The sequence below is a fragment of the Microbulbifer agarilyticus genome, assembly GCF_001999945.1.
GTDB lineage: Bacteria > Pseudomonadota > Gammaproteobacteria > Pseudomonadales > Cellvibrionaceae > Microbulbifer > Microbulbifer agarilyticus_A.
Genome location: NZ_CP019650.1, coordinates 548164 through 574078, shown reverse-complemented (window position 1 = coordinate 574078; position 25915 = coordinate 548164). Strand labels below are relative to the sequence as shown.

Sequence of the window (25915 nt, the reverse complement as noted above, 5' to 3'; positions counted from 1 at the left end):
CCTGATGATCCATGAGCAGTAATACCAACCAATCCGCCACAGTCGCAGTAACCATACTCGACAAAGAGTACCGGGTTGCCTGCTCCGAAGAAGAGCAGGCTGGCTTGCAGGCCTCTGCGAAACTGCTTAACGAGCGCATGGCAAAAATCCGCAACAGCGGCTCTGTGATCGGTGCCGAGCGTATTGCGGTGATGGCCGCGCTGAACATTGCCCACGAATTGATTCAGGCCAAAGCAGGCCTTGCCCGCCAGCCGGTGGAAGAGCAAATGCTCGACCGGTTACACGAAAAAGTTCAGGACGCACTGAACAAATTCGACAATATTTAACTTTTTATTTAATTCCCCGCCCTTTCTTCCCGCAGCAAGCTTGACTAGCGCAAAAAAGACCGTTTTGGCGCGAAAGTGCGTTTAGCCAAGATCCCCCACAAGAGGTATACTGCTTACACGCCCTGAAGTGTTGGCCAGTTGACTATGTCCTGAGCCGATAATTCTACCCTGGAGGTTTCCAGCGGGTGTTGGTGTGCAAGTCCGCCACGTAGCGGAAAGCCTTATACATCCCGGGGACCGCCACCTTGAGCCTTACGGTTCAAGGCTATGTCTTCAGCCGCATTTCGGGGCTCTTAATTCCCATCTCGCGCTTTCGCTGCGACAGGTAGTGGAAAACGCATACCAGCCAATCCATGCCAAATTCTCCCGCACCGCCAAACAAGCACCAATTGCGTAAACGGATACGTGCCGCGCGCCGTGCACTCAATCCCAACCAGCAGCGACTCGCCAGCCGACACTTGTGCCTGCGACTGGCACGCAGCCCGGAGCTAAAACGCGCACGGCATATCGGCATCTACTGGCCCATGGACGGAGAGATAGACCCGCGCGCGCTACAAGTGCGCTTCCCGGACAAACAGTTTTACCTGCCCGCCCTGCCGCGCCCCGGGCGCAACACCATGACGTTTCTGCGCTGGCATGGAGCCCCGTTACGCTATCGCAACCGTTACGGTATTCCGGAGCCGGCCTTCAGCCGCAGCGAAGTGCGCAAGCCGCAGAAGCTGGATATCGTGTTGGTGCCACTGGTGGCTTTTGATCCAAGCGGTGCGCGTCTCGGGATGGGTGCAGGCTATTACGACCGCACTTTTGCCTTCAAGCACGTGCGACCGGGCAGTGGCCCACAGCTGGTGGGCGTGGCGCACCAGCTGCAATGCGTGGAAAAGCTAACCATGGAAAGCTGGGATATTCCGCTCGCCCTGGTGGCGACCGATACACGGCTGTATCGCTGCGACTAGCGCGAACTCAAATGCAGAGAACATAAAAAAAGCCGGGCCCCGAAAACGGGGCCCGGCTTTTTTTGGGCATCTAGCCTGCGGACGCAAGGGTCAGCGAGTGACCACACCTTGCTGAAGGGCTGCCGGGGCTTGCGCTTCTTCTTCATCGGAAGAGAACACCTCGGTCAAGCCACTGCTACTCAGCAGTACGCCCGCAACAAAGACAACTACCGCGAGTGTCATTGCATCGGGTTTCATGGGGACCATCCTGTAAGATCTGATTTTTTTGTTGTTTTCGCTATCTTTTTACATCTGGCGATCTCCGCCGCCAGTGGTTATCCGGCCCGCTGAGGTGAGAAAAACCCAGCTAGCGGTGCCAAATACCGATCAAAAGATACTCGATCAGTGGCCAAATAGTAACCCGTCAACAACTTTTTTTTGAGATTCCCCTCACAGTTTGCAAATTGCAAGTTCGACAGATCCGAATCTGTGCACTACTCGCCGCAAGTTTTGCGTACAAAGCCCGTTATTGCTCAATCCCGCTGTGCCAGGAAGAAGCGGTAGGCCGGGTTCTCAGTTTCATCCCAGAAGGGATAGTGCAGCTGATCCAACAGGGTATTCAGTTCCGGACGCTCCGCCTCGGCAACCTCCAGCCCCACCAGCACGCGACCATAGGCCGCGCCGTGATTGCGATAGTGGAACAGGGTGATGTTCCAGCGGCCCGCCAGCTGCTCGAGGAAATTGCGCAGGGCACCGGGGCGTTCGGGGAACTCGAAGCGGTATACCACCTCGTTGCTGACACCGGGCGCTCGCCCCCCCACCAGATGGCGAATATGCAGCTTGGCCATCTCGTTATCGGTCAGGTCGGTGACCTGATAGCCAGATTCCTCCAGATTAGCCACCAACTGCGCGCGATCCGCATCGGTGGATACCTGGATCCCCACAAAAATATGCGCCTCGCCGGAGTTGGCGTAGCGATAATTGAATTCAGTAATCGAACGGTCACCCAGATCGCGACAGAACTGCAGGTAACTGCCGGCTTTCTCCGGGATGGTCACCGCCAGAACCGCTTCGCGCTTCTCACCAATTTCGGTGCGCTCGCTGATATAGCGCAGGCGGTCGAAATTGGTATTAGCGCCGCTGCACACAGTGGCCAGAGCCTGGTTTTGCTCGCCACTCTGCTCCGCGTACTTCTTCAGCCCCGCAAGGCCGACCGCACCAGCGGGCTCGGCAATCGAGCGGGTATCTTCGAAGATATCCTTGATCGCCGCACAGATCTCGTCGGTGGATACGGTGATGACACCATCGATAGTCTCGCGCAGCACCCGGTAAGTTTCCTCGCCGATCTGGGCCACCGCCACACCGTCGGCAAACAAACCCACCTGCGGCAAGCGTCCCTCGCGATGGCCCTCGTCCATGGCCAGCTTCAGGCAGGCCGCATCTTCCGGCTCCACCGCGTAAACCTTGATCTCCGGGCGCACATACTTGATATAGGCCGCCATGCCCGCCGCAAGGCCACCGCCACCCACCGGGATAAACACCGCATCCAGGCTGCCCGGGTGCTGGCGCAACAACTCCATCGCCACGGTGCCCTGGCCGGCAATAACGTCAGGGTCGTCGTAAGGGTGGATAAACACCAGCCCGCGCTCGTCTACCAGCGCCCTGGCGTGGGCGGCCGCCTCGTCAAAGGTATCCCCGTGCAGCACGACTTCCGCGCCGCGCATACGCACCGCGTTGACCTTGATCGCCGGCGTGGTGGACGGCATCACAATGGTGGCGCGCACCCCCAACTGCTGCGCCCCCAGCGCCAGGCCCTGTGCATGGTTGCCGGCTGACGCGCAGATCACACCCTTGGCGCGTTGCTCCGCAGGCAGCTGCAGCAGTTTGTTATAGGCGCCGCGAATCTTGAACGAGAACACCGGTTGCAGGTCTTCGCGCTTCAGCAGAACACGGTTGCCAAGGCGATGAGAGAGCTGACGCATCGGCTCCAGTGGAGTTTCGATGGCGACATCGTAAATACGCGCGTCTAAAATGCGCTTGATATAGGACTTGGGCATGACAGAAATCGGCAGCCAGTAGGTGTTTGCAAGCCCGCCAGTCTAATCTCTATACAGCAGCAAAGCCACCAAAAAGCCATTTTTGCGCACGGAAATTTTCATTTGCAGGCGCATGGATGGCAATAATTGCACAAGGACGCATAAATCCTCATGAACCAGGATCAACTGAAACAGGCCGTCGCGCGCGCCGCAGTGGAATACATCACCCCCATGCTCGACTCCGACACCATCGTCGGCGTCGGTACCGGCTCAACCGCCAACTACTTCATCGACTATCTGGCGGAGAAAAAGGGCCTGTTCGACGGCACCGTGGCCAGCTCCGAGGCCTCCGCCGAGCGGCTGCAGTCCCACGGTATTCCGGTGTACGACCTGAACGCAGTGGACGGCATCCGCGTCTATGTGGATGGCGCCGATGAAACCAACCCGCTGCTGCAACTGATCAAGGGCGGTGGCGCGGCACTGACCCGCGAGAAAATCGTCGCCGCCTGCTCCGAGGAATTTGTGTGCATCGCCGACGAGAGCAAGTGGGTGGAAGTACTAGGCAACTTCCCGCTGCCGGTAGAGGTGATCCCCATGGCGCGCTCATATGTCGCACGGGAAATCGTCAAACTTGGCGGCGATCCTGTTTACCGCGAGGATGTGACCACCGACAACGGCAATGTCATCCTCGACGTACACAATATGCAGATCGCCAAGCCCCTGGCACTGGAAGACGCCCTCAACAACATTACCGGCGTTGTGACCAATGGCTTGTTCGCTGCGCGCCCGGCCGATATCCTGCTTTTAGGTACCGCCGACGGCGTGAAGACGGTGAAGTCCAAAGTCTAAATTCGTATTAACGAGCCCGCGATCGACAGCAATGACCCACAAGAATAAGAAACGTGCATTGGCACTGCTCGTGCTGCCAGCCCTGCTGGCAACCGGCTGTGCCACCACCCCGCCCAGTAACACCGACGATCTGTGTGAGATTTTCCGTGAGAAAGACGGCTGGTATCAGGATGCCGCCAAATCCGCGCGCAAGTGGAACACGCCCATCGCCACCATGATGGCAACACTGCACCAGGAATCGCGCTTTGTGCACGATGCCAAACCACCGCGCAGCAAAATCCTGTGGATCATTCCGGGTCCGCGCCCCTCGGATGCCTATGGTTATTCACAAGCCCTGGGCACCACCTGGCGAGGTTACCAGCGCGCCACCGGCAGCTATGGCGCGGACCGCGACGACTTTGGCGATGCCATCGATTTTGTCGGCTGGTACCACAACACTAGCCAGCGCCAGTGCAACATCCGCTCCAACGACACCTACCACCTGTACCTCGCCTACCACGAGGGCCAGGGCGGGTTTAACCGCCGCACCTACCGCAACAAGCAATGGCTAAAGAATGTGGCGCAAAAGGTATCTGCGCGCTCACAAACCTATCAGCGGCAACTCAATAGCTGCGAAGCCTCGCTGAAGAAGCGGAAAAAATTCCTCGGCCTGTTCTGAGCCGACCATCCGACGCATCGACAAATTCGACAGGCCGCGCACTAAGTGGCGGCGAATTTGCCAAGCGCGCCGGAATAACAACTACCCTTTGCAGACAGTGCTTTGCCCCTTTGGTTGCCCCTGTGTCTGCGCGTTTGCTACCGTCTGATCAAGGCTCTGTCGCCCTCACCCGACGCTGGGCGTGCCAACCCGCACAGATGCGTTGCGTTCGATAACCCATTGCATTCGAAAACCCATTGCATTCGAAAACCAGAGGTGCTTATGAAGCCGACCGCCATTTACTCCCTCGCCCTCGCCCTGGCACTCGCCGTTTCCAGCGCCTTTGCGGAAACCGCGGTGTCCGACGCACAGCTGCAGAAATTTGCCGATGCCTACCGCTCTATCGTAACCCTGAGCCAGGAGTACGCGCCCAAGATCAAAGCCGCAGCCGATGCCGCTGCCGCGGAAGCGATCAACGTGGAAGCACAGGGAAAAATGCTCGCCGCAGTGAAAAGCGCGGGGCTCAGCAAGGAAGAGTATCAGGGCATTGCCACCCAGCTGCGCGAGGACCCAGAACTGCTGAAGAAGGTCAACGCCATCCTGCAAAAGGCCGCCGCGCCACAGCAGTAATCGTTACAGTCTGTTCTTAACGCTTGCGCTCACTGGGGCGCCGGAATCAATTCCGGCGCCACTTGTAGCTCCTCTATAATCGCCGCCAGATTTTCCTGCACCCACTTTCGGTCAATGGATCCCCAGTCTTTCATCTCGTAATAACCGTCGTTATTACGCACGCCCTGTTGAACAAACTCCACCAGGGTACCGTGGCCCGGCAGCCCCTTGGCGATCACATCCTGAATGGTACGGCGCGGCCAGCCGGTGGCCTCCTCAAGGGCTGGGTTATTCGGGCGCGGCAGTCGCTCAATCAGGTAGGCGATCAACAGGCGACGGCAGATGGTGGGGTTGAGACCTGAATTCAGGGCATGCGACATGGTACGTCCTTGTTTGCGAGTTAAGCTGCCCCCTTTGTAGCACATAGAGAGCCGCAAACAACACCCCGCCAGACCACAAGTTTCCAGCGCGCGCCGACACCGCCCCGGAATGAATCGCCGCAAAGCGCGACTTTTCACGCACCTTTTTGCATAATCCGGTCACAAATACTCAATAAGCGCACAGCGGGAAAGTGACCGTGGAGACAGAAGAGAAGCCTCAAGAATCCTTGCAGTATCGGGAATCCGGCATTCTGGCCGCTGCGGTATTTGCCCACTTGGCCGCCGCCCGTGCACAAGGCATCGACTGCGAGCGCCTGCTCATAGACTCCAGCGTGGACCTCGGCCAAACCCAGACACCAAATGCGCGCATTGGCCGCGAGCAATTAGCCCTGCTCCTGCGCCGCCTGTGGGACGAGCTCGGCGATGAATCCAGTGGCTATCTGTCCCGCCCCTGGCTGCCCGGCACCTTTGCCATGATGGGCCACGCCACTATCACCTGCCCCAGCCTGCGCCGCGCCCTACTGCGCTCTGCGCGTTTTGTTGCCATGGTCAGCGACGAGCTGCACATCAAGCTGGTGGAAGATGGCGAGGAAGCCCGCCTAATTTTCCACCACGAAAACCGTAAACAGCTGCCCAACCAGAATTTTGTCGAATCCCTCGCGGTAATCTGGCTGCGTTTTTTCAGCTGGTTGATCGACCGCACAATTTTGCTGGAGCGAGTACACCTGGCGTTCCCGCCGCCGGATTACGACGAAGAGTACGCGGACATGTTCCCGTGCCGACACTACTTTGATCAGCAGGAAACCTGCCTGGTATTTAATACCCGCTACCTGAATATGCCGCTGGTGCGCGATGCCCAGCAGCTGAGCGAATTCCTCGCCCGCGCGCCGGAATGCCTGCTGACCCAGTACAAGTCCGACAACAGTTTTACCGGCCGTATTCGCCGTATGCTGCAAAGCGACAACAGTATCGAAAACCTGTCCCTCGACGATGTAGCGGAGCGACTGTTCACTTCGCCGCAGACCCTGCGCCGGCGCCTGAAGGACGAAGGAAACAGCTGGCAGGACATCAAGGATTCCGTGCGCCGCGACATGGCCATGTACCAGCTGAAGGGTCAGGAAACCGCGGTTGCCGAAATTGCCGAGCGACTGGGCTTTTCCGAGCCCAGCGCATTCAACCGCGCGTTCAAGAAATGGACCGGATTGGCACCGGGCGCTTACCGGGAAAAATTCCGCGACTAAGCGCAGCGCGGCGAAACAAACCGTAAACCTCATAAAAAAAACCGCGGCGAACCGCGGTTTTTTTATTTCCGTCAATGCATCTGCTTACTGGGTGTACTTGTCCACCTTCACCGCAATGCGACGGTTTTTCTGTTTACCTTCTTCGGTATTGTTGTCGGCAACCGGCTTGGCCGCCCCCAGGCCTACCGCGGTAACACGGACCGCCTGTACACCGGCATCGGCAAGCATTTTCTTCACTGCTTCCGCGCGGGTTTTCGACAACTCTTCGTTCGCGGCGGCATCACCGTCGCTGTCGGTATGCCCTTCAATGATTACCGAGAGGCCAGGGTTTTCCTGCATGATTTTGATCAGTGCCTGCACGTCCGGCAGCGATGCGGCGGTTGGCATGGAACCATCCGTAGGGAACATGATTTTCAGCAGGAATTCCTTGCTAGGATCCCGCGCGGCTTCGGCCAAATAAGCGCGGAAGCTACTGGCAAAATCATCGGTACCCACCACCGTACCGACCGGCGTTTCGGCGCCTACGTCTGGTGTGGTCGTCGTAGTGTCTGCCGGTGGTGGTGCTGAGTCGTCAACCACCACTTCTTCCTGCTCCATCACCACGCCGCCAGAGCCATCATCCATTTTCTCTTTCTTGGCACACATATTCAGTGCCCACAGCACCGCGAGCGCAATCAACAACGGCCATAGCCACTTGCCGAAACCGCTTTTACGCTCCACAGGAGGCGTAGCCGCGGTCTGACGCGGAGCAGCCTCCGCCGCGGGGCCAGTGAAATCGTCCAGGCTCTTCACCCCCAGCTCATTCATCAAGCCAGCGGGCACGTAATCTTTGATACTGTCTTTCTGCCCCATCAAGAGCGAGGCAAGGCCCTGCATATTCAGGCCCTTGCTTTTCACCAGTTTGCCGATGATCGACATCACCACCGGCGCGGCGACCTTGAGCAAGCTGCCGCTCTTGGTGCTGTCGAGCCCCAGTGCACTGGAAATCACGTTGAATACGCCGGATTCCTTATTCCCAAACAGGGAACCAAGGATATTGCCCCCGACATCCTGCAGGCTGGTCATGCGGCCCGCATCGGCAAAGATATCCCCCGGAGACGACAGGTCCATCTCGGTACTTTTGGTAGCCATATTCAGCAGGGAGCCCAGGCCGCTTTCACTGCCGGCCTTGCCCATCATGCCGGCCAGCACCGAGGCCACACCGGTTGAAAAGGCACCTTGCGATTTATCCGCCGGCAGGCCCAGGGCACTGCCCAACGCGTTCATTCCCGCCGAACCCAGGTGGCGTACCGCCATATCCAATATATTGTCAGCCATTTAGTTACCTCTTGAGACCGTGCTAACAGGCCTATGTCGTCAGGCCTTTGCTGGTTACCTAGATCGACCGCGCGAACTGCCAGACAGGCGTCATCGGTATCGGCGGCGTGAATTCAAACGAATCACTCTCATCAGTGTACGGCAGTAGATTCGACAGGTTAGGCCGATTCAGAATAAGGCTTGGGGTCCGAATCAGCTTTCCGAATGTGGCCGGCGTGCGGCAAGCTGGATCTGGTCGGTTTATCTCAATCTGCCACAAGGGTATTCTTGCGCGCTGATATTTGGCGCACGATTCCTATGACACACTCCGACCTGACAATCCCCGGTTACACCGTGCACGGCTCCATTGGCCAGGGCGGTATGGCATCGGTCTATCTGGCCACCCAGGAATCACTCAACCGCAAAGTCGCCATCAAGGTACTGCGCAACGTCGAGCATGATAGCGCCAGCGCCAAGCTGAACGCGCGCTTCATCAACGAAGCGCACTTTATTGCGAGCCTCAACAACCCGCACATCATCACCATTCACGATATCGCCACCCTGGCAAACGGCGACCACTACATCGCGATGGAGTTTGTCAGCGGCGGCGACCTGGATGAAAACCTGGAACGGTTCCGTGCGCCGCAGGGAGCACTGGGGCTAATCCGCGAGATCGCCGAAGGGCTCGCGGTGGTGCACCAGCAAGGCATCATTCACCGGGACGTAAAGCCCGCGAATATTCTGTTTCGTAAAGACAAGACGGTTGTGCTCACCGACTTTGGCATCGCCAAGGAAGTGGATAACAACTCCGACCTGACTCAGGCCGGCTTCAGTCTGGGCAGCCCCTCTTACAGCAGCCCGGAGCAGACCCAGGGGCAAGCGCTGGATATCACCAGTGATATTTACAGCCTCGGCGTTATCCTGCTGGAACTGTTACTCGGCTATAACCCGTTTAAGGGGGACAGCCATACGGGTACGGCCATCAACCACATTCAGCAGCCGGTACCAGAACTCCCCGCAGAACTGGCTTACCTGGCACCGCTGCTAAAACGCATGCTGGCCAAGTCACCAGGCGACCGCTTCCAGAGCTGTGAGTCACTGGTAAAGGCGATTCAATCTGTACACCAGCCCTCTGTTCCCGCAGCGACCACATCTGCCCCGACTGGCCAACGTAATTTTGCCAAGCCCGCATCCCTGCAATCTCGCCCGCTTCTTGCGCTAGCCGGAATAGCCAGTGCCACACTGCTCATCGCGGCACTGACCTATGAAAGTGAAACTGACAAGGAAATAAACCGCTTGTTGGAGCAGGCAGAACTGGGCCTGGAGGAAGAACGCTACATCTTTCCGGAACAGGACAATGCCCGCTACTACTTTCGTCAGGTATTGTTACTGGACGACGATAACAGTGCCGCGGAAGATGGCCTAGCGGAAGTAACCGCGCGGCTGGTACAGCAGTATGTGACACAGGGAACCGAAGCGCTGGAGCGCGGCGACCTCAACCGCCCGCAAGGGAATAATGCCCTGTACTTTTATCGCGAGGCGCTGGCACTGGATGCCGATAACAGCCACGCTCTCGCAGGCATGGGCCAGGTTGCAAGCGAGTACACCCGCCGCGCACGTGCCGATTTGCTGGAAGGCGATATCAAGGGTGCTGACCGCAATGTGAAGCGCGGCCTTAAAGTGCAGCCCGATGACGAAGAACTACTGTCCCTGCGCAAAGAAGTGGATGAAAAAATGCCGCGAGCAAAGCGCCTGATCCGCAATGTATTTGGCAAAATTCGCGAGCAGATCGACAACAATTAAACCCGCTCCGCAACGGTGGGTTTAACCAAGCATCTGCTGCAGCGACCGCTGAATTTCACCGCCGCAATAGGCGTTTCCATACTGCTGCCGCTGCTGGGCCAGGAAATCCGACAGCGCCGGCCGCTGCTCAACACGCTGGACTAACGCCGCAATAAAAGGCGCGTACCGATTGAGGTCAGCGGCCAGAGCCGGGTAACAATGTGTGAGCGTACCGAACAGTGCCGTTACCGCTATGTCTGCCATGGAAATGGACGAGCCGAGCATAAATCCACGGTCTTGTTGCAGGCCGTGCTCACACCCGGTCTTTTCAAATAACTGCATCCAGCGCGCCAGTCGCTCCTCGCGAAAAGTTTCCCACGCGGCTTTGTCCCACATTTGCAGGCCATAGAAGCGGGTAACCTCCATCAATACGTCCCCGCAATCCAGAACCGTCTTCAGCGCCTGGGTTTGCCCTTCTGCGGAGCGCGGCAGATAGTCATACTTGTGCGCCAGGTGCAGCATAATCGCCGGTAACTGCGCGATGGTTTTCTGCATCCCGTAATCGTACAAATACGGCGGTGCCATACCGGGGTTATCAATCTGCAGGCTTTTATCGGGATAGATTTCCCGGGCATCCAAACGCTGATAACTCGCCCCAACCTCATGCAACAGCAGCTCGACAAATACACCGCGAAAGGGAATGTTCCAGTAGTAGAGTCGATAGTCCATTGTGCTCTCCCAGAGGGCCGAAGCTAATCAGGCCTGCGCTTGTCGATATCGTTGGGCAAACCTTTGCGCGGTGAATTTAACGACTCACCGTCCCACATGGGCGTACCCGTACGAAACGCCGCGCGCGCAATCATATGCGCCCCAACCGGTACCGTGAGCAGCAAGAAAAGGATGGCGGCCACCGCGCGCGCCGTTACCCCGGTGTCCTGAAACAGCAGCGCCACGCCGATCAATAACAAGCCGCAACACAGTGTGGCCCCCTTGCCGGAGGTACTCATGCGCAAATAGATATCCCGCATGCGCACCAAACCCAGTGCCGCAGTAAAGCCGAAAAAGCTCCCGGTGATAATGAGCAATGCGAGCGCCCATTCAAGAATGACTTGAATCATCTGTACCCTCACCTTCGGTTTTGGCCAACACTTCCTCCTCCGCAAGTCGCTCCACAAAACGGCCGAACGCTACCGTGACCAGGAACGCGACCAGTGCCAGCGCAATCGCCGCATCCAGATACACATCGCGTCCGGAAGAAATCGCCAGCAAGGCGCAGTAAGCAACTGCAAGAATGTTCAAAACATCCAGCGCTACCACACGGTCTGCCAGTGTCGGCCCGCGCGCAATACGGTAAAAACACAACCCCAGGGCGAGCAACAACAACCAGGAAGCCAGGGCGATCGCCAGGGCAAGAATCGGCGAGCTTCCTTCGAGAATCGCCTGTAACATCATTCAAACGCCTCGCGAATTTTTCTCTCCAGGCCGTCATGCAACTCCTTGCGAAATTGCGCCCCGTCGGAGACAAACATACTGTGTACGTACAAGGTTTTGTTTTCGTCATCGATATCGACCACCAACGTGCCCGGGGTCAGTGAAAGAAGTTGCGACAGCAGCAGTAATTCATTGTCATCCGGATAGGATGTGGGCACCTCCACCACACAGGGGTGTCGATTTGGCGAGGGGGCCAGTACTTCCCAGGTAGCACGCAACCCGGAAACCAACAGCTCCTTAAGGAAGTAACCGATCAGCGCCACCACCTTGGGCAGGCGACGAAAATAACCGTCGTTAAATTTGCGCACCGGCGACAGCGCCATCGCCAGAAAGCCGACGATCATTCCGACGACGACATTATCCAGAGTGGCGTCACTGGTGAGCGCGCACCAGCTGATCGCCAGCAGGATATTCATCAGAAACAATTGCATAACGCCCCCATCGGCAGCTACGAATTCACATCACCCACCGCGCGACGGCAACACCGTTGCCACATATCCAGCAGGGTCCAACAGCTCCCTCGCCGCGGTTTCACAAAACTGGATTAATGGCTGGGGAAACAAACCCAGACCCAGCGTAATTGCCACCAGCAGCACCGCCGGCAGCATACGCTGTATGCGCTCGGTAACCGTGAGGCTCATGAGGGAGCGCGCCTCCCCGGTTGGGTGTGGTTTCCAGAACGCCTCGCTCCAAATCTTACTCATGGAAAACAGGGTGAGCGCTCCGGTAATTAGGGCGACGGCCGCAACCCAGTAGGCAGCCTGCTCCAGGCTGGCAGTGACCAGCATCAATTTGGCCCAGAAGCCGGACAGCGGCGGGAATCCGGCAAGGCTGAACGCCGCAATAAAAAACACGGCCGCCAATACTGGGCTCACACGGTACAGGCCGCCAATTTCCGCGAGGTTAAAACTGCCGGTCATACGCCGCGCCGTACCGCTAATCAGCAGCAGGTTGGTCTTGGCGACGATGTTATGCACCATGTAAAAAATCGAGCCGGCCAGCGCCAGCGGGCTGAACAGCGCCAGCCCCAGCACCAGAAAACCGATCTGACTGATAATGTGAAAAGCGAGAATTTTCCGAAACTCGTATTGCGAAGCCGCGCCGATAACACCGCTCAACATGGTAAGTAATGCGGCAATCAGCAGTAGGTCATGGGCGAAACTAAAGTCGGCGGGGAATACCAGGGTAAAGGTACGAATCAGCGCGTAGACTCCCACCTTGGTGAGCAGCCCGGCAAATACTGCCGTCACCGCCACAGGCGGCACGTGATAAGAAGCCGGCAACCAAAAATACAGCGGGAACAATGCCGCCTTGATACCAAAGGCCACGATCAACAGCACCGCCAGCATATGCAGTGCCGCAGGCTGGTCCACCTCGGCGAGCGCCACATGTAACGCCGCCAAATTCAATGTACCGGTAAGGCCATACACCATCCCGATGGCCATCAGCATAAACAGCGTCGACACCAGGTTCAGTGCCACATACTTAATACCGCCATCCAGCTGTGCGCGCTCGCCGCCGAGAATAAGCAGCGCAAAAGAGGCGATTAGCATCACCTCAAACCATACATACAGGTTAAACAGATCACCGGTAACAAAGCTGCCACATACCCCCGCAAGCAACAGCTGATAAAAACCCTGAAAACCCAAAACTTCCCGGCGTAAGTCCACATCGGCCTGGGCAAAGATAGCCACCGCCAGTCCCACTAGCCCCGCCAGTAATAGCATGATGGCACTTAACCGGTCTGCCACCAGGGAAATACCAAACGGTGCCGGCCAGTTACCCATTTGCGCGGCAATGGTGCCCTCATCAATCACGCGCACAAAAATAATCACCACCACCACAAACAGCCCGATACACCCGGCAAGGCTGATCGCCCGCGCGCGCCGCGGTTTGCGTCTTGCCCCAAGAGCGAAGAGTCCGGTGGCGATAGGCAACAGGAATGGCAGCGCAAGTAACCAGCCCATCAATGCTCCCCACGTTTCGGCGGGGGTTCCGCCAGCCGCATATGGTCGGAATCAATGGTGCCGAGCTCGCGATAACAGGCCACGACCAAAGCCAGGGTAAATGCCAACAGCCCAAAGCCGATCACAATTGCGGTAAGAATCATTGCCTGTGGCAGTGCATTGGCCACCGGCTCAAGCGGTGCTTCCTGGCCCTTGGGAATCAGTGGTGGCACAGCCCGGGTCAAGCGACCGGCAACGAAGATCACCAGATTCGCGGCATTGCTCAGTAATATCAGGCCGAACAAATAACACAACAGATTGGCCGCCAGCATCAGGTACACACCTGCGGCCACCATCACGCCAATCACCAGTACCAGTGCCGATTCCATGTCAGTCCACCTCGATGGTGAAAAACAGAGCCAGCACTGCGCCAAGCACCGCCAGGTAAATGCCAACATCGAACAGCAGTACGGTACTGATCGGAATCCCCTTCTCGCCCTCACCTCCGCCGATAAAGAGCCACAGCCCGGTAAACGGTGGAAAGCCCTTGAGCAGGCCCGGCACCGCAGATGCCAGTGAAAGCAACGCGCCGATTGCCGCCAGTTTTACTGGGGAAACACGCAGCGCTGCGCGCGCCTCCTGCAGGCTCCAAGCCAGCGCATACAGCACGAATGCGGCGGAGGCGATTAACCCGGCGATAAACCCACCACCGGGCAAGTTATGCCCGCGCATTAACATATACACGGAAAACAACAGGATCAGCGCAACCAGCAAGCGAGTAGCGCCCTGGAGGATGACGGAGCTCATGCCTGTTCCTCTTGTGTGTCATCGTGGGGGACATTCGGTTTGAGCTTGCGCCGCAACAAGGCGGCGGCACCAACCGCAGCCACCAGCACCACAACCACCTCACCAAAGGTATCCAGCGCGCGGAAGTCCACCAGAATAACGTTGACGATATTGCGCCCGAATGCCTCGGGTACCGCGGCGAGTTCAAAATATTCTTTGGTAGGGCTGATCAGCGGTTGCTGCAGCACCGCCAATATGGTCAAAGAGACCGTGGTACCGACCGACACCGCGAGCAGTGCATCCACAAACCGAAACCCTCTACCACTCACCTCGGTTGCGTGAGGCAAGCGGTGTAGTGTCAGCGCAACCAGAACTAAAAACAGCGTCTCCACCAACAACTGAGTGATGGCCACATCCGGAGCGCCGAAGAACAAAAAGATCAGCGCAATTCCAACACCCATGCCACCGAGACTACATATGGCGGTCAGTGGCGCGCGGCAGCCAATCGCTACCAGGGAACCGGCAAACACCAGCGCCATCGCCGCCCATTCCTTCACCGTCAGACGCTCCCAGTTCACGGTCATGTCAAACCCACCACTGCGCATCAGCCCCCACAACAGCAATACCGAGGCAACAGCAAATACCGCCGCCAGATAGTGTTTGAGAATGCCGTGTTGAAGATGGCGGGTATGCAGCGCCGCGCCGCGTTTGAATAGATCGAGACCGCGGTCCCACTGGGTGTCGGAGTTCGCCGGGAGCCAGTTGGCAATCCAGTTGAGCAGGGTACGAATTTGCGGCTGCAAATAAAATGCGAGTACACCCAATGCAAAGGTGGTAATGCTCATCACCAGTGGGAGGTTGATGCCATGCCAGAGTTTTAATGACACAGATTCCTCCCTCCCCATGGTGGCGGTTACTGCGGGTCCGACTAAGGTGTCGGCGATCAGTGCGGGCGCCAGGCCAAAGGTCAGCCCCAGTAGCGCCATCACCAGCGGACTGATCCACAACCCCGGAGATGCCTCACGCACCGACTGCAGTTTTTCCGGCAGGCGCCCCCAGAAAGGCCGCAGTGCAACCGTGGCGGCAATGGCGACCATTAACGCATTGGCAAATACTGCCGCCCAGGCCACGAAGGTGGGCTCCTCGGCGATCGCCAGCGCACCCTCGTATTTGAGTTCCTTGCCGATAAAGCCGAGAAATGGCGGGAATCCCGCCATGGACAAGCCCGCCGCTACGGCAATCGCAAACGTAATCGGTAAACGCTTGCCCAGCCCACCCAGCGCCGTCAACTCACGGGTGCCAGTTTGGTGGTCGATAATCCCCACCACCATAAACAGTGCAGCCTTATAAAAAGAGTGCACCAGGATAAAGGTGATAGCTGCGGCAATGGCCACGCTGGCCTCGGAACCCAGAAACATAACCAGGATGCCTAGTGCGACCACCGTGGTGTAAGCGAGAGCGAGCTTCAGATCTGTCTGGCGCATGGCGAGGATGGCAGCAATCACCGCCGTCACCGCACCAACGATATTTAGAGTCAACAACCAAGCTGCACTACCTCCCAACACCGGACACATGCGCGCGAGTAAATAGATACCCGCCTTTACCATGGTGGCGGAGTGGAGATAGGCACTGACCGGAGTGGGCGCAGCCATGGCGTTTGGCAGCCAGAAGTGAAAAGGTAATTGCGCAGACTTGGTAAAGGCGCCGATCAACACCAGAATCAAAATCGGTAGGTACAGCACATGGCTGTGCACCTTGTCTTTCGCGGCCAACACCTCGGTAAAGTTGTAACTGCCGACAATCATCCCCAGCAGCAACAAACCCGCCAGCAAGGCCAGTCCGCCGACGGCGGTAATCAGCAGTGCCTGCAGCGCCGAGCGCCGCGCGCTGGCTTTTTCGTGGTTGAAACCGATCAGCAGGTAGCTGGCGATGGTGGTGATTTCCCAAAACACAAACAGCGTAATGAGATTACCGGCGAGCACCAGCCCCAGCATGCCGAGCATAAACAGGAAGAGATAAAAGAAAAACCGCTGGATCAGCGGGTGGCCGCGAAGATAAAACTTGGCGTACAGCGCCACAAAGAAACCGACCCCGCTGACCAGTAGACCAAACAGCAGGCTTAAACCATCAATCAGAAGATTCAGCTCGACCCCAAGGCTTGGAATCCAGCTGATACCAAACACAAGCGGCGCGTACTCCCGCACCGGGCCGATCAATAACAGCAGCCAGAGCGTGACCCCGAGGGGAAAAGCCAGTAGCGCCAGCGACCAGATGCGTTCGCCCCATCCTGTGGGCGGCTGGTCGCCGGAGTGCACCTCCGTGTCCATCACTTCTTTACAACATCCATGTCAGCGGCGCAGGGTGTTTCCGAACTGTGTTACCGGGCTGCGCCGCCGCATTACTCCATGAGGAAATTTTTTGCGTGCGGCAAGTATAGACGCGGACTGACGTTCTCCTTTTTACTGCGCGCCGGTCAGTCTTGCGGAGGCGAGTGCAATTTGGCGAGTTCTTCCTTCTTCAGCAGCTTCACGTTAAACAGTTTGAGATCTTCCAGCCGCTGCAATTGCGTCGCCTCATCCCCCACCACAACCCAGATCATCGAGTCTGGCAGCATGTAGGTCTCGGCAATTTTCTGCACCTTGGGAATCGTCATCGCCTTGGCCACTGCCTCGCGCTCGCGCACGAAGTCCGCCGGCCAGCCGAACTCGCTCATACTTTCCAGCAGTCCGAGCTTGGCACCGGAGGTTTCAAAGGCACGGGCGTTACTGCGAATTAGGAAGGATTGCGAGGTCTGCAGATCCTCCTCGGTATAGGTAGGCCCGTACTCCTTGAGTACCTCGTTAATCAACTGTACCGATTCCGCAGTGACATTGGCGCGCACACCACTGCCAATGGTGAACTGCCCTTCGTGCTTGTTACCGGAAATACTGGAACTAATGCCGTAGGTGTAGCCCTTACCCTCGCGCAGTAACTGGGTCAGGCGCGAGGCGAAGCCACCGCCACCGAGGATGTAATTGGTGAATACCGCCGGATAATAATCTTCCGATACCACCGGCATCGCCATGCGCCCAATGCGCAACACCGACTGCTTGGAGCCAGGCACATCGATAAAGTAGATACCGGGCTCGGCGGGTTCGGATTTCGGGTTTGGGACTTCCACCGCTTTCGCCGGCCATTGCTTGGCCAGCTGTTCCGCAGTGGCCATAAAGTCCGCCTGCTGGATATCCCCCACCACATGGGCGCGGGCTACCGACGGCGACAGGTAGTTGTTGTAGTAGGCCTTGAGGTCGTCCATGGTAATCGCATTCACGGATTCCTCGGTGCCAAGGCCACTGTATCCACGAATATTGTCTTTGCCGTGGAGTAGGCGGGCAAAGTTCTTGCCCGCGATCGCGTTGGGCTCGCCCTCCGCCTGTTTGATCTGGCTGATAACGCCCTTCTTCGCCAACACCAGTTCCTTCTCATCCCAGCGCGGTTCCAGCAGCATTTCCTGCAACAACGCGAACACCTCGTTGAAGTTTCGCGCCAGGGTTGTCACATCAAAGCGGAAAGTATCCTGCCCGGAATAAATACCGATGCCGGCACCGAGTTTCTGGATGGCGGTTTCCAGCTCTTCCGGCGTGCGGTTTTTGGTACCGCGGCCCATCAGTATCGAGGTGAGATGCGCCACACCGGTTTTATCGATGCTCTCCTGCAACTGGCCACCATCCATCACCAGGCTGAAGCGCACCGTGGGGACTTCACTGTTTTCAATGCCCAGCACCTCAATGCCATTACCCAGCTTGTCGCGCCAAACATCTGGCACCGCCGGCTCCGCCGGTTCGCCATATTCCGGCTCCTTGGAGCGGTCAAACATCGAAGGGGTTTTCTCGTATTCCGCGCTACCAGAAGCATCAAACTGCGCCTCCGCACCGGCGACCACCTCCTCTTCCACCACTTGTGCGGCAACAGAGCCCTCTAGTGCCAGATCCTTTTCGCCGCGCGGCACAAAGCTGGTTGCGATATAGGGCTTACCCTTGATGTATTTCTCATACACCCGGACCACATCTTCCGATGTCACCGCGAGTAGGCGCGCAATGTCCTTGCTTACATAGCCCGGGTCATCGGCGTAAATCTGGTACTGCGCCAGCTGGAAAGCCTTGCCCACCACACTGGAGAGACTGTTGTAGAAGGCCACCTCCTGGCCCGCCTTGATACGCTCCAGGTCTTCCTCGGATATGCCCTCTTTCTCAAACAGGGCAAAGCTCTTTTCGATACCCGCGTAAATCGGGTCCAACGCACCACCGGCAAACGCCTGTGTCTTGAGCTGCATCTGCCCTGCCAGTTCCGATTCATAGGCGTACATGGAAACACCCGGGGTCAACTGCTCTTGTTCCACCAACACCCGGTAGAGGGGCGCACGCTTGCCCACAGAAAGGTAATTCGCGAGTACCGCCAGTGGATAACTGTCGGCATCGTAGCGAGGCACGGTGGGCCAGGCCATGGTGAGTTGTGGCTGGCGGGCAAAGTTGTCTTCGTAATACAGGCGCTTGGTTTCCTTCAGGGTCACCGGCTGCTTGGCTGCGCGTTCCACCGGTTCGCCCTTGGGTATCTCATCGAAGTACTTGTGCACCAGCTTGCGGGCCTGCTCCGGGTCAAAATCCCCGGATACCACAAGGGTCACATTGTTTGGCACATACCAGCGGCGGAAAAACGTCTTCACATCATCCAGCGTGGCATTGCCCACATCTTCCAGCGAACCTATTACCTGCCAGCTATATGGGTGCCCCTCCGGGTAGAGGTTGCTATCAATCACATACTGGGTGTGGCCGTAGGGGCGGTTATCCACACCCTGGCGTTTCTCGTTCTTCACCACCTGCTTTTCTTTCGCCAGTACCGGGTCGGTCACCGTATTGATAAACCAGCCCAGCTTGTCCGCTTCTGCCCAAAGCATTTTTTCCAGCGCATCTTTCGGCACCGTCTGGTAGTAATTAGTGACATCCCGGGAAGTAGAACCATTGGCACCGGAGCCGCCGATGCGCGCACTCATCGCATCCAGCCCGCCCTTGCCCAGGTTCTCGGACTCCAAAAACAGCAGGTGCTCGAACAAATGCGCAAAGCCGGTACGCCCCTCTACCTCACGCGCCGACCCCACATGGGCGGTAAGTGATACCGCTACCACCGGATCGGAGCGGTCTATGTGGAAGACCACGTTGAGGCCGTTATCCAGCTGGAATTGCTCGTATTCAATGGAGAAGTCGGGTTTGGCGCCCTCCTGTGTCTGCTCTTTTGGCGCGGAGTCGCTTTGGGGCTTGGGTGTGGGCTCGGTCTGTGAGCGATCACACCCAACAACGAGGAGTGCAGGAATAGATATTGCAGCAAAAAACACTATCACGACAGAAATATTACGAAGCATAGGGTATTTCCCTGCATTGTTATGAATTATGAAGATAGCAGTGATCTTACGACATAATAGACAGCAGAGAAGTTAGTAAATACACACCTACTGATTACAACAGATTACAGCTCCCCCATCGCCTGATTTATCGTGATATAAACTGAAAATAATGGCATTTACGCCAACGTATAAATATTGAAAACCAAAAGCTTCGGTAAATACTGCGTCTTTTCGATTTTGGTAAGGCTTAAAAATGCTATTCGTGGCATCCGCATACGAATTTGACATTAAGGAACAATTAAATTGAAAGCATCTGTACTGCTACATGAAGATGGAAATCTCAGACATAAACTAAGAACCGTCAATGACCTAACAACACACCTAAGGAATCGCGAAGGGATAAGTGCAAACTACAATATTTTTCTAGGAGCAGGAGCTTCAGTTACATCCGGCATCCCTGCAGCTTCAAGTCTGATTGAAGAATGGGCACTTGAAATATATTCAAATCTATCCGGAAAAAAGACAAACTCTTCGAGCGAAGCGATAGAGTACTTCAAATCGAACCACCAAAAGTGGTACAAGCCAAATAACCCGTACGCGTCTCTTTTCGAAAAAAAATGCGACCTGCCTACGCAAAGACGAAGATTTATCGAAGGTCTAGTGGACGGCAAACTACCGTCGATTGGATATGCGTATCTAACACGCCTAGTTGAAAGCGGATTTTTTAATGCAGTCTTTACTACAAACTTCGACGACCTGATAAATGAAGCGTTTTATCAATTTTCAAATATTCGACCAATAATGTGCGCCCATGACTCATCGATAAAACGTGTTTCGATTACATCATCCAGGCCAAAAGTAATTAAGATTCATGGCGACTATCTTTTTGATGACATCAAAAACACCATCCGAGAAACGGAATCGCTAGAAAAAAACACGAAAGACAAACTAATAGAATTCTGTAAAGAATTTGGACTCATAATAGTTGGCTACTCAGGATCAGATCGTTCTGTGATGGATGTTTTGGATATGCTATCCAAACAAGATGAGTATCTAAATAATGGTGTTTACTGGTGCTTTAGAGAAGACGATGAAATAGGTCCAGAGCTCCAAAACTTACTCTGGCGAGAAAAAATATATCCAGTACTTATCGAAGGATTTGACCAACTATTTTCCGAGCTTCACTTCCAAATCACCCAAAAAAGGCTAGACATCGAGTCAAGTCATGACAATTCAAAAATCAAAAGTACAATTAAAAACATCTTAAAAGACGATTTCAGACTCGCCGAACATGAAATCATCGGAGAAGAAATATCAACCATTAAGAATGCAGATAGCAAACGTGAAATTTTTAACTTCATAACAAACTTTTCTGAAGAAGCCAGGAAAAAATCGAACATATCGATAGCAGACTCAAGAAACCTATTTGCGATTAACAACCTAATCGCAAAGAACGAACTAGATGAAGCCTATAAAGTAGCAGAGCAAGATTACTCAGACGCAAATGACGATGATGTAAAACCTTTTTATATACAAAAAATAATCGATATTTTTGAAAAAAAGGGAGACACAAGATCTGTCCTAAACTGGTGCGACAGACTGATCGAGTGCGATAAAAACAACTATTCTTTCCACCTCCAAAAATCTAATTTCCTGGAAGGAGATGAAAAAACTGAATACCTTAAAGAAACCCTTGAAAGAAACACACACTCGTATCAAATACTAAATTTTTATGCATCATCCCTAATTAGCCAGGAAAAAACAGACCCAATAAACAAAAAAAAAGAAGCTTCCAAAATAATTGACCTTCTCGACAAAAGCATTTCACTTGAGCCAAGCCTATCCAACTCCGCCTGGAATGAAAAATATTCAATCCTGGCAAACCAACATAATAAAGATCCGAATACTGATAAAGAAATACAAAAACTAATAACAAATATGGAGTCAGTAAACCCTAACCACTCGAACACTCTAAGCATAAAATCGAAGGACACTGCCCGAAAAAAAGTCTTCCCGAAAATGAAATCATATATTGAAGACCTCAAAGCGATCCACGAAATATCCTCAAAAGAGAAAAGAATTACAATAAGTAAACTTATAGCCAATTTAGTTGAATGCCTTCCAGACGCAGAAGAAAATGAAGGCCACAAGGAAATCTCAAAAGATTTTTTTGAAAATTTTCTAACGAAGACACACTTTCAGAAAGAGGGGATATTTTATCTCTACGCAGCAGAGTACGAAATTGGCCTAAACCGAGACACAAAAAAATCCAAAGAAATGTATACAAAAGCCATCCACTCAAATGACGCAGACAGCTTTTTGGAAGGAATTATAAATTTTCTTTCTTGCTCGGACGAAGAATTAATTGAGCCAATAGAAAACCTGCTAGAGGAAAACAAATATACTTTTCTTGAACATCGATACCACTACTACAAATCAGAAATCCTCATCCAAAAATCAGACTATGAAACCGCCAGGAAGCATATTGAGAGATCCTTCCAAAAAGGTGGCGCAATGAGTGAATACTTGAATAGGCTTTCTTACGTATACTTACTAGAAGAAAACTACAAAGCTGTAATAAAGATGTTTGAAAAATACAAATCATTCGAAGAAATTCCAGATGCAGAAGCATTCATAATTAACAGCTATTTTTCCAACAAAAAACTTGGCCGGGATTTTACGAAAACAAAAATTCAAAACCTTTCCGCACAATCAAATTCTGATGACGTAAAGGTGGCAGCATTTGCAATATTAGATCATGAGCAAAAGGCAAAGAACATCATTAAAAAGCAAATAAGAAATAGCTTCCAAAACTACTTTAAATTTAAGTGCTGGCCGATAATACCGAACAATTGGTTAGACGAAATAAACTCATCTATTTTCACAAGAAATGACCAACCGGAAAGAATACACTAGAGAAATGGTTTAACAAAATTGACCCTAACACCCTAGGTCTTTCACTCAAAAATGAGATGCAAGACCTTCATATCAGCTTACCTCTATACTTAAAAAACTAGAGGCTTAATTGAACATATAATTTTCAAACCGAGCAAACAACCATTTTGAAAAAAATATATTCAGCCGAGGTTCTAGCCAGCTAAAAAACCATGAGAATGGCCACATCCACTACATTTATTCTGTCACTTGGCTGCTCAAAAAAGAATGATTAAATCGATTTTTCTGATATCCTTCTTTAAATAGCTTCCCTCTGACAAGACGGGCTGCGTCCCGTCCAAGCAAGACTAGAATGTAAGACAATACATAGGTCAGAATGAACTTTTCTGCGATAGCTAATCTACGGACTCTTTGCTGCAAACCCCCCAGGAAAATTCCAAGTGGTATCAATGATCTCCCATCCATTGTCCGTCAATTCTATTTGCTGATCAGCCTATCGACATTTGCTGGCTGCGTCTCCAATCCTGAGTTAAAGTGCAACCCGGGCGAGCAATTACAAATCCACGACCAACTTTTCTTTGGCACAGAAACATTCACCGGTGAGGTGTCAGATGCCGAGTGGCGGGACTTCCTTGCCAATGCGGTGTCACCGCGCTTCCCCAATGGCTTTACGGTACTTTCTGGCAGGGGGCAGTGGCGCGGCAGTAGCGGCGAAATTGTGCGCGAGCGCAGTAAAGTTTTGTTGCTGGTGCATCGGGAAACAGCAGAGTCTGATACCGCTATTGGCGAGCTTGTGGATATCTACAAGCGACGATTCCAGCAGGAGTCGGTGTTGAGGGTACGCAATCAGGTCTGCGTCTCCTTCAAATAAACTGCTTCCAATCCTCAGAAATCTAGATAGTACCTACCTTAAGAATAAAGTAGAGGTTCAAATTAGATCATCCAATCTATCACACTCGCTGCCAATTTTTTGAAGAAAAATATATTTAATCAGTGCCCAAACCGATTGCGTGAAGAAAATTTACAAGTGCACCATCTTATCCCACCCATGAACCTAAGCAAAAAATAGAGCACCTTATTGGTGCTCAACAAAAAAACAAGCACCACGCTTCACTTAAAAAGTAAGCATATGTAAATGTTTAATATAAACTTCATATTGATATCAACATGAATAAATGTTCAGTTTTTATAAAAACACAAATGCCAAATAAATCACATTTACAAAAAAGATTTAATGGCAAGGATTAATCAAATCGAATATAGATGCTAGCCTAACTGCGCATTTAAAATGCTTCTTTTATATATTTGGCACTGTCAAAACAGTACCAAATATATTCCTATGCTTTATCAACTAATTACACAGTCAAGTTCTTTGGAGCAAGAATGAAAGGATTCGGTATATTTGGTACTTTGGTTGCAGCAGTTATTTTTTCTAGCCAAGCAGTAGCCGAAAAAAATAGCAAATTCGTCCAGTTGCAAAAAAATGGTACGGAGAAATATCTCGTCATAATGGACGACGTGTCGTCAAACGGAGCAGCAACATCTCAATATTCTGGCTTAAATCGCTCAGAACGTGCAATACAGATTGCTCATGAGAACGGGTTGCGCTTAAAGCGGTCCTTCAACAAGGTAATAAACGGTTTTGTCGTCGAAGGTGACATTAAAGCCCTCGAAAAGCTGAGTAAAAAGGCCGGTGTCAAACGCGTCGAACAGGTGGGTGAAACCTGGCTTAATGCAACGCAGTCCAATGCTCCGTGGAACCTCGACAGGGTCGACCAAAGAAGTCGTAGCCTGAATGGGTCATATGTATATGATCGCACCGGAGCTGGTGTTACGGCCTATGTGATTGACTCTGGAATCAGAACCAGCCATACCGAATTCGAGGGTCGGGCCAGCTCGGGTTGGGATTTCATCAGTAACAATCAGGGCAGTGGTAGCGATTGTAATGGTCACGGCACCCATGTTGCCGGCACAATCGGCGGCAAGACGTACGGCGTCGCGAAATCCGTAAAGCTGGTATCTCTAAGAACACAGAATTGTAGTGGCACTGGAGATTGGAGCGATTTTATTGGCGCACTTGACTGGGTTGTATCCAATGGAGTGAAGCCCGCGGTAATTCATGCGAGCATTGGAGGACCTACTTCCACTTCCGTAGACAACGCTGTAAAAAATGCGATTAATGCCGGGTTTACCGTCGTAGTTTCCGCTGGAAATGACGCGAAAGATGCGTGCACACAGTCACCTGCACGAGTTAAGGAAGCTCTTACCGTTGGTGCAACGGATAAAAATGATGCACGAGCATCATTCTCCAACTATGGACAGTGTGTTGATGTATGGGCGCCTGGTGTAGATATCCTATCTGCATACTCAACCAGTAATACAGCAATCACATCCTGGCAAGGCACTTCAATGGCAGCACCCCATGTAAGTGGCATTGCGGCACTTTACCTTCAGGGAGCACCAAATGCCGCTGTCGCCAATGTAGTAAACAGGGTAATGAGTAAAGTTACCTATGGTAAGGTCTCTGACCGGAAGACCACCGATACTCCCAATCTTTTTGCCTATTCCCTCGGGACGTCAAATACCTACACCGCATTCCATCGCTATAACAACGACAAGATAGGAAATCACTTCTATACCCAAAACTGGTGGGAGATGCAGTCGGCACCAGACAGCGACTGGAAGTATGAGGGCGTTACTGGCTATGCATATCGAGGGCAGCAAACGAACAGCAAGCCGCTATATCGCTATTACAATGCGTCGCAAACTGACCATTTATACACCACCAACTACGGGGAGCTCGGTGGAGGCGGTAACGGGTGGTCCTACAACGGTATAGCTACTTATCTACCATTGAGCGGCGACACCAAGAGCCTTTATCGCTATTACAACAGCAAAATTCAAGACCACTTCTACACAACCAATTGGAATGAACTTCAAGGCGGAACTTCCTCGTGGAAGTATGAGGCCAATATCGGAAAGCTATTCGCGGGGCCTCAAGACTAACTTGAGCTCTGGCAATACGATATAGGATTCCTGTCGGTATGTTTGTAGCAGCCGGCAGGGATTCTCATCCATAAACCATGTGCCTTTGCACCTGATTGATAAACTGCCAAGATCCTTTTCCCCCCAAGGGATATCAGTCACCTAGACGAAACTTTCTCGCCTCTTAGGACCAGCCCTCCGGTTCCAGTCACGCTTCATCCATTCGGCCGGCCGCAGCTGTCACTCGGTTTGCCGACGTGTGTCCGCACAGATCTTCGTTTTACCCCCATTTTTAGCAATTTCGTCGATCCAGCGCATCTAAATCGATATTTATGTGCATCAATACT

23 protein-coding genes and 1 other RNA gene are annotated in these 25915 nt (G+C 53.6%); 11 read left to right on the top strand and 13 right to left on the bottom strand.

What is annotated here, in order from left to right; translation table 11 throughout:
• The first annotated feature begins 11 nt into the window (after positions 1-11).
• The 3 genes from Mag101_RS02325 to Mag101_RS02315 all read left to right on the top strand — a co-directional run bounded on the left by Mag101_RS02325 (position 12) and on the right by Mag101_RS02315 (position 1279).
• Positions 12-326 carry a cell division protein ZapA gene (locus tag Mag101_RS02325; protein WP_077400241.1) on the top strand — a complete coding sequence of 105 codons (315 nt, stop codon included), beginning with the start codon at positions 12-14 and terminating at the stop codon, positions 324-326.
• Positions 327-442: 116 nt separating this feature from the next.
• Positions 443-621: non-coding RNA, 6S RNA (gene ssrS / locus Mag101_RS02320), on the top strand.
• A gap of 58 nt (positions 622-679) precedes the next feature.
• Entirely contained in the window at positions 680-1279 is a 600-nt protein-coding gene (locus Mag101_RS02315) for a 5-formyltetrahydrofolate cyclo-ligase (RefSeq protein WP_077400238.1), read from the top strand.
• Positions 1280-1369: 90 nt separating this feature from the next.
• Here Mag101_RS02315 and Mag101_RS17955 read toward each other — a convergent pair whose 3' ends face one another.
• Together Mag101_RS17955 and ilvA are read right to left on the bottom strand one after the other, a co-directional pair.
• Positions 1370-1516, bottom strand: coding sequence for a hypothetical protein (locus Mag101_RS17955; RefSeq protein WP_198040190.1), 147 nt, complete (start codon positions 1514-1516; stop codon positions 1370-1372).
• A gap of 275 nt (positions 1517-1791) precedes the next feature.
• Positions 1792-3315: a threonine ammonia-lyase, biosynthetic gene (ilvA, locus tag Mag101_RS02310; RefSeq protein ID WP_077400235.1), complete on the bottom strand. Its 1524-nt coding sequence runs from the start codon at positions 3313-3315 to the stop codon at positions 1792-1794.
• A gap of 150 nt (positions 3316-3465) precedes the next feature.
• On the opposite strand from ilvA, the gene rpiA reads away from it, so the two are divergent.
• The 3 genes from rpiA (at position 3466) to Mag101_RS02295 (ending at position 5410) form a co-directional block, all read left to right on the top strand.
• On the top strand, positions 3466-4143 hold the full coding sequence (gene rpiA, locus Mag101_RS02305; protein WP_077400233.1) for a ribose-5-phosphate isomerase RpiA: 678 nt from the start codon (positions 3466-3468) through the stop codon (positions 4141-4143).
• A 31-nt stretch (positions 4144-4174) separates the two neighbouring features.
• Positions 4175-4801 (top strand): hypothetical protein, encoded by a 627-nt coding sequence (locus Mag101_RS02300; protein ID WP_077400230.1) that lies wholly within the window; start codon positions 4175-4177, stop codon positions 4799-4801.
• Between the two features lie 261 nt (positions 4802-5062).
• Positions 5063-5410: a DUF4168 domain-containing protein gene (locus tag Mag101_RS02295; protein WP_077400227.1), complete on the top strand. Its 348-nt coding sequence runs from the start codon at positions 5063-5065 to the stop codon at positions 5408-5410.
• Between the two features lie 29 nt (positions 5411-5439).
• Here the strand turns inward: Mag101_RS02295 and Mag101_RS02290 are convergent, their stop codons facing one another.
• Positions 5440-5769 (bottom strand): winged helix-turn-helix domain-containing protein, encoded by a 330-nt coding sequence (locus tag Mag101_RS02290; protein ID WP_077400224.1) that lies wholly within the window; start codon positions 5767-5769, stop codon positions 5440-5442.
• A gap of 197 nt (positions 5770-5966) precedes the next feature.
• Here Mag101_RS02290 and Mag101_RS02285 point away from each other — a divergent pair, with 197 nt between their 5' ends.
• A complete protein-coding gene (locus tag Mag101_RS02285; protein ID WP_232325102.1) occupies positions 5967-7010 on the top strand; it encodes an AraC family transcriptional regulator in 1044 nt (347 codons plus the stop codon).
• Between the two features lie 84 nt (positions 7011-7094).
• Here Mag101_RS02285 and Mag101_RS02280 read toward each other — a convergent pair whose 3' ends face one another.
• On the bottom strand, positions 7095-8327 hold the full coding sequence (locus Mag101_RS02280) for an OmpA family protein (protein WP_077400218.1): 1233 nt from the start codon (positions 8325-8327) through the stop codon (positions 7095-7097).
• Positions 8328-8624: 297 nt separating this feature from the next.
• Between Mag101_RS02280 and Mag101_RS02275 the strand changes: the two genes are divergently transcribed.
• On the top strand, positions 8625-10109 hold the full coding sequence (locus Mag101_RS02275; RefSeq protein ID WP_198040062.1) for a serine/threonine-protein kinase: 1485 nt from the start codon (positions 8625-8627) through the stop codon (positions 10107-10109).
• Between the two features lie 21 nt (positions 10110-10130).
• On the opposite strand, the gene Mag101_RS02270 is transcribed toward Mag101_RS02275, so the two are convergent.
• The 9 genes from Mag101_RS02270 to Mag101_RS02230 form a co-directional block, all read right to left on the bottom strand.
• A complete protein-coding gene (locus tag Mag101_RS02270; RefSeq protein ID WP_077400212.1) occupies positions 10131-10817 on the bottom strand; it encodes a glutathione S-transferase family protein in 687 nt (228 codons plus the stop codon).
• A gap of 23 nt (positions 10818-10840) precedes the next feature.
• Positions 10841-11206: a monovalent cation/H(+) antiporter subunit G gene (mnhG, locus tag Mag101_RS02265; RefSeq protein WP_077400209.1), complete on the bottom strand. Its 366-nt coding sequence runs from the start codon at positions 11204-11206 to the stop codon at positions 10841-10843.
• Positions 11187-11540 carry a monovalent cation/H+ antiporter complex subunit F gene (locus tag Mag101_RS02260; RefSeq protein ID WP_232325101.1) on the bottom strand — a complete coding sequence of 118 codons (354 nt, stop codon included), beginning with the start codon at positions 11538-11540 and terminating at the stop codon, positions 11187-11189. Before Mag101_RS02260 ends, mnhG begins: the two co-directional genes overlap by 20 nt.
• Positions 11537-12010, bottom strand: a complete 474-nt coding sequence (locus Mag101_RS02255; RefSeq protein WP_077400203.1) for a Na+/H+ antiporter subunit E — start codon at positions 12008-12010, stop codon at positions 11537-11539. The genes Mag101_RS02260 and Mag101_RS02255 overlap by 4 nt, the downstream gene beginning before the upstream one ends.
• Before the next feature lie 30 nt (positions 12011-12040).
• Positions 12041-13546, bottom strand: coding sequence for a Na+/H+ antiporter subunit D (locus Mag101_RS02250; protein WP_077400200.1), 1506 nt, complete (start codon positions 13544-13546; stop codon positions 12041-12043).
• Positions 13546-13914 carry a Na+/H+ antiporter subunit C gene (locus Mag101_RS02245; protein WP_077400197.1) on the bottom strand — a complete coding sequence of 123 codons (369 nt, stop codon included), beginning with the start codon at positions 13912-13914 and terminating at the stop codon, positions 13546-13548. The genes Mag101_RS02250 and Mag101_RS02245 overlap by 1 nt, the downstream gene beginning before the upstream one ends.
• Before the next feature lies 1 nt (position 13915).
• Complete coding sequence (locus Mag101_RS02240) at positions 13916-14332, bottom strand: MnhB domain-containing protein (protein ID WP_077400194.1); 417 nt, start codon at positions 14330-14332, stop codon at positions 13916-13918.
• Positions 14329-16638, bottom strand: a complete 2310-nt coding sequence (mbhE, locus tag Mag101_RS02235) for a hydrogen gas-evolving membrane-bound hydrogenase subunit E (protein ID WP_077400191.1) — start codon at positions 16636-16638, stop codon at positions 14329-14331. Before mbhE ends, Mag101_RS02240 begins: the two co-directional genes overlap by 4 nt.
• Positions 16639-16784: 146 nt before the next feature.
• Positions 16785-19706 carry a M16 family metallopeptidase gene (locus Mag101_RS02230; RefSeq protein WP_077400188.1) on the bottom strand — a complete coding sequence of 974 codons (2922 nt, stop codon included), beginning with the start codon at positions 19704-19706 and terminating at the stop codon, positions 16785-16787.
• A 285-nt stretch (positions 19707-19991) separates the two neighbouring features.
• Here Mag101_RS02230 and Mag101_RS02225 point away from each other — a divergent pair, with 285 nt between their 5' ends.
• From Mag101_RS02225 to Mag101_RS02215, 3 genes are all read left to right on the top strand, one after another.
• The gene (locus Mag101_RS02225; RefSeq protein ID WP_198040061.1) at positions 19992-22604 is read left to right on the top strand and encodes an SIR2 family protein; all 2613 of its coding nucleotides are present in this window, start codon (positions 19992-19994) and stop codon (positions 22602-22604) included.
• A gap of 460 nt (positions 22605-23064) precedes the next feature.
• Positions 23065-23454, top strand: a complete 390-nt coding sequence (locus Mag101_RS17950; RefSeq protein ID WP_232325100.1) for a DUF3574 domain-containing protein — start codon at positions 23065-23067, stop codon at positions 23452-23454.
• A 512-nt stretch (positions 23455-23966) separates the two neighbouring features.
• Positions 23967-25589 (top strand): S8 family serine peptidase, encoded by a 1623-nt coding sequence (locus Mag101_RS02215; protein ID WP_077400178.1) that lies wholly within the window; start codon positions 23967-23969, stop codon positions 25587-25589.
• Positions 25590-25915: the final 326 nt, after the last annotated feature.